Here is a 6,592-nt window from a genome sequence, read left to right on the forward strand (position 1 = left end):
GGACCACGGCGTCGCCCATCCCGACGGCGACCTGCGCACCACCACGCTCGCCGAGGTCGCCGGGGTCAGCCCTCGCCAGCTCACCCGGCTGTTCCGGCAGCACCTGCACGGCCCGCCCGCCGCCGCGGTGCGCCGCATCCGGCTCGAGCTCGCCGCCCGCCTCGCCGCCTCCAGCGACCTCACCATGGCCCAGATCGCCCGCCGCTGCGGCTTCGCCTCGGCGGAGAGCCTGCGCCAGGCCTTCGTCGCCCGCTACGGGGTGAGTCCGCGGGTGATGCGGCACACCCACGCCCGCTCGCTCACCGCGGCCGACCCGGTGGCCTGAGGCCCGCCGTCGCGCGGCAGACGCTCGGCCGGCCGCGCCGGAAGCTGAGGCGGACCGATGGAGGGATGCCTCACACCCTCTTCCACCGCCCCGCCCACTTCCCCCACACTCGAAGACGAACGCACCGACTCGGAAGCACAATGCTTTTGCAGGTTCGCACCCGCCTCACCGCCCGTCTGGCCCGCACCACCGCCTCCCTCGCCGCTGCCGCTCTGCTCGCCGTCGGCCTCACCGCCGCCCCGGTCTCCGCCGCCGAGACCGCCCCGGCCGCGCAGCAGCAGGTCGAGACCAGCGCCGCCACCTTCGAGGACCGCATCCTCGAGCTGCTCAACGACGACCGTGAGGACAAGGGCCTGCGGCCGCTCGAGCGCCACGACGGCCTCGACGACGTCGCCCAGGCGTGGTCGGACCGGCAGGCAGACGAGGGGCGGATGTACCACAACCTCGACTTCTTCGACCAGTACCCCGGCAGCCCCACGCTGGGCGGGGAGAACGTCGCCTACGGCTACCCCACGCCCGAGGAGATGTACCAGGGCTGGTACGACTCCCCCGGCCACTACGCCAACATGTTCAACCCCGACTACACCCACATCGGGATCGGCATCGCCTACGACGACGGCGGCGCCCCCTACGGCACGCAGAACTTCGCGGCCTACTGAGCCGCCCGCCCACCTCGTGGGCTCCGGACGCCCGCGGTGCACCAGCGCCGCGGGCGTCCGCCGTCACTGGTCCGCGACGACGGCGAGCACGGCCTCGCCGTAGCGCTCGAGCTTGGCCGCCCCGACGCCGGAGATGCCGCTGAGCTCGGAGCGGTCCTGCGGGCGGGTCTGGGCGATCGCGGCCAGCGTCGCGTCGGTGAAGACGACGTAGGCCGGCACTCCCTGCTCCTTGGCCACCGTGGAGCGCCAGGCCCGCAGCCGCTGGAACAGCTCCTGCTGCGGCTCGTCGAGGTCGAGCGGGGCCGCCTTGGACTTCGCCCGCCGCGGCGTGCGCACCCGCTCCGGCTCGCGGCGCAGCCGCACCTGCCGCTCCCCGCGCAGCACCTCGGCCGCGGCGTCGGTGAGCGTGAGCACCCCGTACTCCCCGGTGACGGCGAGCAGCCCCTGGGCGAGCAGCTGACGCACCACGCCGCGCCACTCCGGCTCGCTCAGCTCGGTGCCGATGCCGAAGGTGGTCAGCTCGGTGTGCCGGAGCCGCACCGTCCGCTCGGTCTCCTTGCCGAGGAGGATGTCCACGAGGTGCCCCGCGCCGTACCGCTGCCCGCGCTCGCGCTCCAGCCGCACGATCGTCGACATGAGCTTCTGCGCCGGGACGGTGCCGTCGAAAGCCTCGGGCGGGTTGAGGCAGGTGTCGCAGTTCCCGCAGGGCCCGCTCTCCTCCCCGAAGTAGCGCAGCAGCTGCTGGCGGCGGCAGTGCACCGTCTCGCACAGCGCGAGCATCGCGTCCAGGTGGAGGGTCTGGGCGCGCTTGCGCTGCCAGTCCCCCTCGCCGTCGTCGATCATCCGCCGCTGCTGCACCACGTCCTGCAGCCCGTAGGCGAGCCACGCCGTCGAGGGCAGGCCGTCGCGCCCGGCCCGGCCGGTCTCCTGGTAGTAGCCCTCGATGCTCTTCGGCAGGTCGAGGTGGGCGACGAAGCGCACGTCCGGCTTGTCGATTCCCATCCCGAAGGCGATGGTCGCGACCATGACCACGCCCTCCTCGCGGAGGAACCGGGCCTGGTGCGCCGCGCGGACCTCGGCGGGCAGCCCGGCGTGGTACGGCAGCGCGGTGACCCCCTGGGTGGTGAGCCACTCGGCCGTCTTCTCCACCGACGCGCGGGACAGGCAGTAGACGATGCCCGCCTCACCGGGGTGCTCCTCCCGGATGAGGCGGAGCAGCTGGCGGCGGGGCTCCTGCTTGGGCTCGATGCGGTACTGGATGTTCGGCCGGTCGAAGCTCGAGACGAAGACCTGCGCATCCTCCAGCCGGAGGTTGTCGATGATCTCCCGGCGGGTCTCCTGGGTGGCCGTGGCGGTGAGCGCGATGCGCGGGACGTCGGGCCAGCGCGCGTGCAGCACCGTCAGGCCCAGGTAGTCGGGCCGGAAGTCGTGGCCCCACTGCGCCACGCAGTGCGCCTCGTCGATGGCGAAGAGCGAGATGGGCACGTGGTCGAGCAGCTCGGTGGCCACCGGCAGGCGCTCGGGGGCCAGGTAGAGCAGGTCGAGCTCGCCGTTGAGCAGCCGGCGCTCCACGTCGCGGCGCTCCTCGAAGGACTGCGTGGAGTTGAGGTAGGCGGCCCGCACCCCGAGCTGCTCCAGCGCGTCGACCTGGTCGTGCATGAGCGCGATGAGCGGGCTGATGACGATGCCGGTGCCCTCCCGGACCAGCGCCGGGATCTGGTAGCACAGGCTCTTGCCGCCGCCGGTGGGCATGAGGACGAGGGCGTCCTCACCGCGGGTGACCGTCTCGATGATCTCCGCCTGCTGCCCGCGGAAGGCGTCGTAGCCCCACACCCGGGTGAGCGCCTCGAGCGGGGAGGAGGCCTGCGACGCCGCGGCACGCGCCGTCCGCAGCGGTGCCACCGCCGCCGCCGGGCCGGCCGCGAAGGCGGCGCTCACCTCGGGGTCGTGCAGGTCCCACTCGCTCAGCGCCTCCGGCGGCGGCTCGTCCCACCCGGGCTCCGGCCCGTCCCACGTGTCTGCCACCCGGCCAGGGTACGACGGCGGGCCGACGCACCCGCGGCCGTCCACCGGCACCGGGCTGCGCCGACCTCCACCGGCGCGCTCAGCCGCCGAAGCCGTCGAGGACGTTGCCCCGCATGACGTCCAGGTCGAAGCGGAGCCCGAGCCCCGGCCCGGCGGGCAGCCGCAGGCGGCCACCGGAGTTGTCGAGCGGCTCCTGCAGCACCTGGTTGTAGGCCGACAGCTCGTACCGGCTGGTCTCGATGCGGTAGAAGTTCGGCGTCGTGACCATGACGTGGCCGCCCGCGACGAGGTTGACCGGCCCCGCGGCGTCGTGCGGGCTCACCGGCAGGTAGTAGGCCTCGGCCATCGTCGCGATCTTCTTCAGCTCGCTGATCCCGCCGGCCCACGTGACGTCCGGCATGACGAAGTCGGCCAGGCGCCGCTCGAAGACCTCGACGAAGGACCACCGGGTGTGCAGGCGCTCCCCGACGGCGATGGGCACCGTGACCTGGTCCCGCACCTGCTCCAGGGCCCGGTAGCTCTCCGGCGGGACGGGCTCCTCGAACCAGTCGATGTCGGCGGCGTCCTGGAGCGTGCGGGCCAGGCGCACCGCGGTGGGGACGTCGAACCGGCCGTGCGCGTCGATGAGCACCTCGACGTCGGGGCCGGCGGTCTCCCGCACGAGGGCGGCCACGCGGGCGGCCGCGCGCTCGTTCGCCCGGGTGAGCTGCCCGTCGAGGTAGCGGTCGTCGGGCTGGGAGGGACCCGAGCCGCTGGGGAAGGGGTCGAACTTCAGCGCCGTGTGGCCCGACTCGACGATCTCGCGCACCTGCCGCACGACGTCCTCCTCCGCCGAGAAGTGCCGCTCGTCGGGGTGGGTGTAGATGAGCAGGTCCTCCCGCACGCGTCCCCCGAGCAGGTCGTGGACCGGGACGCCGAGCACCTTCCCGCGGATGTCCCACAGCGCGATGTCGATCGCGCTCACCACCTGGCACGCCGCCCCACGGCTGCCCATGTAGGTGAACGCCCGGAAGACCGTGTGCCAGAGGTCCTCGATGCGGGCCGGGTCCGCCCCGGCGACGAGGTCGTCGACCTGCCGCACCATGTGCGCGACCGCGCGGTTCGCGCTGGGGGTGGTCGTGGTGACCTCACCCCACCCGCTCACGCCCTCGTCGGTCCGCACCTCGACGAAGAAGAACTCCCCCCAGTAGGTCCCGGGCGCGCGCACGAGCCACGGCACGACCTTCGTGATCCTCACGGTCCCCCCTCCACCGCTCCCGTGCTGCGTCGCACGCGGAAGCGCTAGCTGACGTTCTTGCTGTCCTCCACCGAGCGCTCCCACACGTTGGCGATGTGGGTCGCCATCGCCTCGGCCGCCTCGTCGGCGTCGCCCCGGCGGATCGCGTCGAGGATCCGCTGGTGCTCGTGCAGTGTCGGGGCGAAGTCGGTGACCCCGCGCCCCTTGAAGAGCCGGTAGCGCTGCAGCTGGCCCCCCAGGGCGCGGTACGCCCGGTACAGGTAGGTGTTCCCGGTGTGCTCGGCGATGCGCCGGTGGAACCGTTCGTCGGCCTCCCAGTACTCCCGGAAGTCGGCGAACGACGGTCCGCGCGGGGCCCGTTCCAGGTCGGCGACGTCGCCCTCGAGCGCCTCGCACAGCTCCGCGGTGGCCGCGGCCGCGGCGAGCCGGGCGTTGGCCGGCTCGATGACACGGCGTGCCTCCGAGAGCTGGCGCAGGTCCTCCAGGCTCAGCGGCGGCGCGGCCCGGTAGCCCTTGAACGGCAACCGGGTCACCAGGCCGGTGGCCTCCAGCCGGCCCAGCGCCTCCCGGATCGGGGTCTGCGACACCCCGAGGCTGCGGGCGAGGCCGTCGATGCTGATCGCGGAGTCGGGCTCGATCCGCCCGTCGACGAGGTCGGCGATGAGCCGGTCGTAGACCTGGTCCGCCAGCGCGCGGCGCGTGAGCAGCTGCGGCGGAGCCGGCCGGTGCGGCGTCATCCCTTGACCGCTCCTGCCGTCATCCCGGCGACGACGTACCGCTGGGCGAAGAGGTAGAACGCCACCGCCGGCAGGGTGAACATGAAGGCCACGGCCATGATCGTGGGCAGCGGGGTGCCCAGCTCACCGATGAACCCGGCCAGCCCCACCGACGCCGGGCGCTTGGCCAGGTCGAAGGTGAAGGTCACCGCGAAGACGTACTCGTTCCACGCGTGGAAGAACGAGATGACCGCCGCCGCCGAGAGCGACGGCAGGATGAGCGGGAGGTTGATCCTCGTGAGGATCGTCAGTGGGCGACATCCGTCCACTCGTGCCGCCTCCTCGATCTCCCGCGGTATCCCGTCGATAGCCCCCTTGAGGATAAGCGCACAGATCGGCATCACGAAGGCGGAGTTCGCCAGCACCAGCCCGATCCGGGAGTTGAGCAGCCCGAAGTCCTGGAAGATCGAGAAGAGCGGGACGACGAGCAGTGCCTCGGGCAGCATCTGGGTCATGAGCAGCCCGAGCGCGACGAGCAGCCGTCCGCGGAAGGTGAACCGGGACAGCGCGTAGCCCAGCGGCACGGCGAGGAGGACCGCGACGATGGTCGTGCCCGCCGAGATGAGGAAGCTGTTGGTGAGCCAGGTCGTCGCGGCGTCACCGGACAGCGCCTCGCCGAAGACCCCGATCCGGGACAGGTCGGGGACGAGCCGGACGGAGTCGCCGAACAGCTCACCCTGCGAGGTGAGCGCGGTGGTGAACATCCAGTAGAGCGGGAACACCGCGATGCCCAGCGCGATGAGCACGCCGAGGATGCGGGCGTTCATCGCGAACCGTGTCGGCTTCATCAGATGGCCTCCCTGTCAGCGCGTCGGGCCAGGACGAGGTTCGTCGCGACGAGCACGAGGGAGATGCAGACCCCCACCATGCCGATCGCCGCCGCCATGCCGAGGTCCTGGGCCTCGAAGGCGCGCGAGTAGAGGTCGATGACGATCGTCCTCGTCGCTCCTTCCGGTCCCCCGCGGGTCATCAGCCAGATGAGCTCGAACCGGCGAATCGACCAGATGCCCATGAGCAGGGCGAGGAGCGCGACCGTGGGCCGGATGGTCGGCCAGGTCACGACCCGGAAGGCCCACCACCGGCTCGCCCCGTCCACCGAGGCCGCCTCCACCAGCTCCCGCGGGACGGCCTGGAGCGCGGCGAGCAGCACGATCGCCGGGAAGGGGAAGAGCTGCCACAGCGTGGTGAGCAGGATCGCGGGGAGCGCGAGGTCGGGGTTCGTGAGGATCTGGCCGTCGGGCACGGCCAGGCCGACGGCGGAGAGCACCCGGTTGACCACGCCGTACTGCGGGTTGAGCATCCACGTGGCGATGAGCGCGACGGCGACGCCGGGGGCCGCCCATGGCACGGTGAGCAGGGCCCGGGCGACGCCGCGGCCGCGGAAGCTGGAGTTGAGCAGGAGCGCGCACCCGAGACCCGCCCCGACGGCGCCGACGACGCAGACGACGACGTAGATGAGCGTCGTCGTCAGCGTCCGCAGGAACTGCGGGTCGTCGAAGATCGCCGCGTAGTTGTCGAGCCCGACCCACTCGTTGCGGCCGGGGTTGAGCAGCGAGGTCCGGGTGAAGCT

The 6,592-nt window shown here is 72.5% G+C and carries 7 protein-coding genes; 2 read left to right on the forward strand and 5 right to left on the reverse strand.

Features of this window, described 5'->3' with window-relative positions:
* Nucleotides 1–325, forward strand: a 325-nt coding sequence (locus Q0195_RS04010; protein ID WP_299274885.1) for a helix-turn-helix domain-containing protein, incomplete at its 5' end; no start/stop codon positions are given.
* Nucleotides 326–465: 140 nt separating this feature from the next.
* A complete protein-coding gene (locus tag Q0195_RS04015) occupies nt 466–984 on the forward strand; it encodes a CAP domain-containing protein (protein WP_299274887.1) in 519 nt (172 codons plus the stop codon).
* A gap of 63 nt (nt 985–1,047) precedes the next feature.
* Here Q0195_RS04015 and recQ read toward each other — a convergent pair whose 3' ends face one another.
* The 5 genes from recQ to Q0195_RS04040 all read right to left on the reverse strand — a co-directional run.
* Entirely contained in the window at nt 1,048–2,886 is a 1,839-nt protein-coding gene (recQ, locus tag Q0195_RS04020) for a DNA helicase RecQ (RefSeq protein ID WP_299274902.1), read from the reverse strand.
* 202 nt (nt 2,887–3,088) lie between these two features.
* Nucleotides 3,089–4,246, reverse strand: coding sequence for a mandelate racemase/muconate lactonizing enzyme family protein (locus tag Q0195_RS04025; RefSeq protein WP_299274889.1), 1,158 nt, complete (start codon nt 4,244–4,246; stop codon nt 3,089–3,091).
* Nucleotides 4,247–4,290: 44 nt separating this feature from the next.
* A complete protein-coding gene (locus Q0195_RS04030; protein ID WP_299274892.1) occupies nt 4,291–4,983 on the reverse strand; it encodes a GntR family transcriptional regulator in 693 nt (230 codons plus the stop codon).
* Nucleotides 4,980–5,810, reverse strand: a complete 831-nt coding sequence (locus tag Q0195_RS04035; protein ID WP_299274896.1) for a carbohydrate ABC transporter permease — start codon at nt 5,808–5,810, stop codon at nt 4,980–4,982. The genes Q0195_RS04030 and Q0195_RS04035 overlap by 4 nt, the downstream gene beginning before the upstream one ends.
* Nucleotides 5,810–6,592 (reverse strand): sugar ABC transporter permease (locus Q0195_RS04040; RefSeq protein ID WP_299274899.1); only part of this gene is annotated, 783 nt, incomplete at its 5' end. The genes Q0195_RS04040 and Q0195_RS04035, both read right to left, overlap by 1 nt.

The sequence above is a fragment of the uncultured Georgenia sp. genome, assembly GCF_937958535.1.
Taxonomy (GTDB): domain Bacteria; phylum Actinomycetota; class Actinomycetes; order Actinomycetales; family Actinomycetaceae; genus Oceanitalea.

Bases quoted from the DNA above. Each gene is read 5' to 3' on its own strand.
- Q0195_RS04015 (WP_299274887.1), top strand. From the start codon at position 466: ATGCTTTTGCAGGTTCGCACCCGCCTCACCGCCCGTCTGGCCCGCACC.
- Q0195_RS04030 (WP_299274892.1), bottom strand. From the start codon at position 4,983: ATGACGCCGCACCGGCCGGCTCCGCCGCAGCTGCTCACGCGCCGCGCG.
- Q0195_RS04035 (WP_299274896.1), bottom strand. From the start codon at position 5,810: ATGAAGCCGACACGGTTCGCGATGAACGCCCGCATCCTCGGCGTGCTC.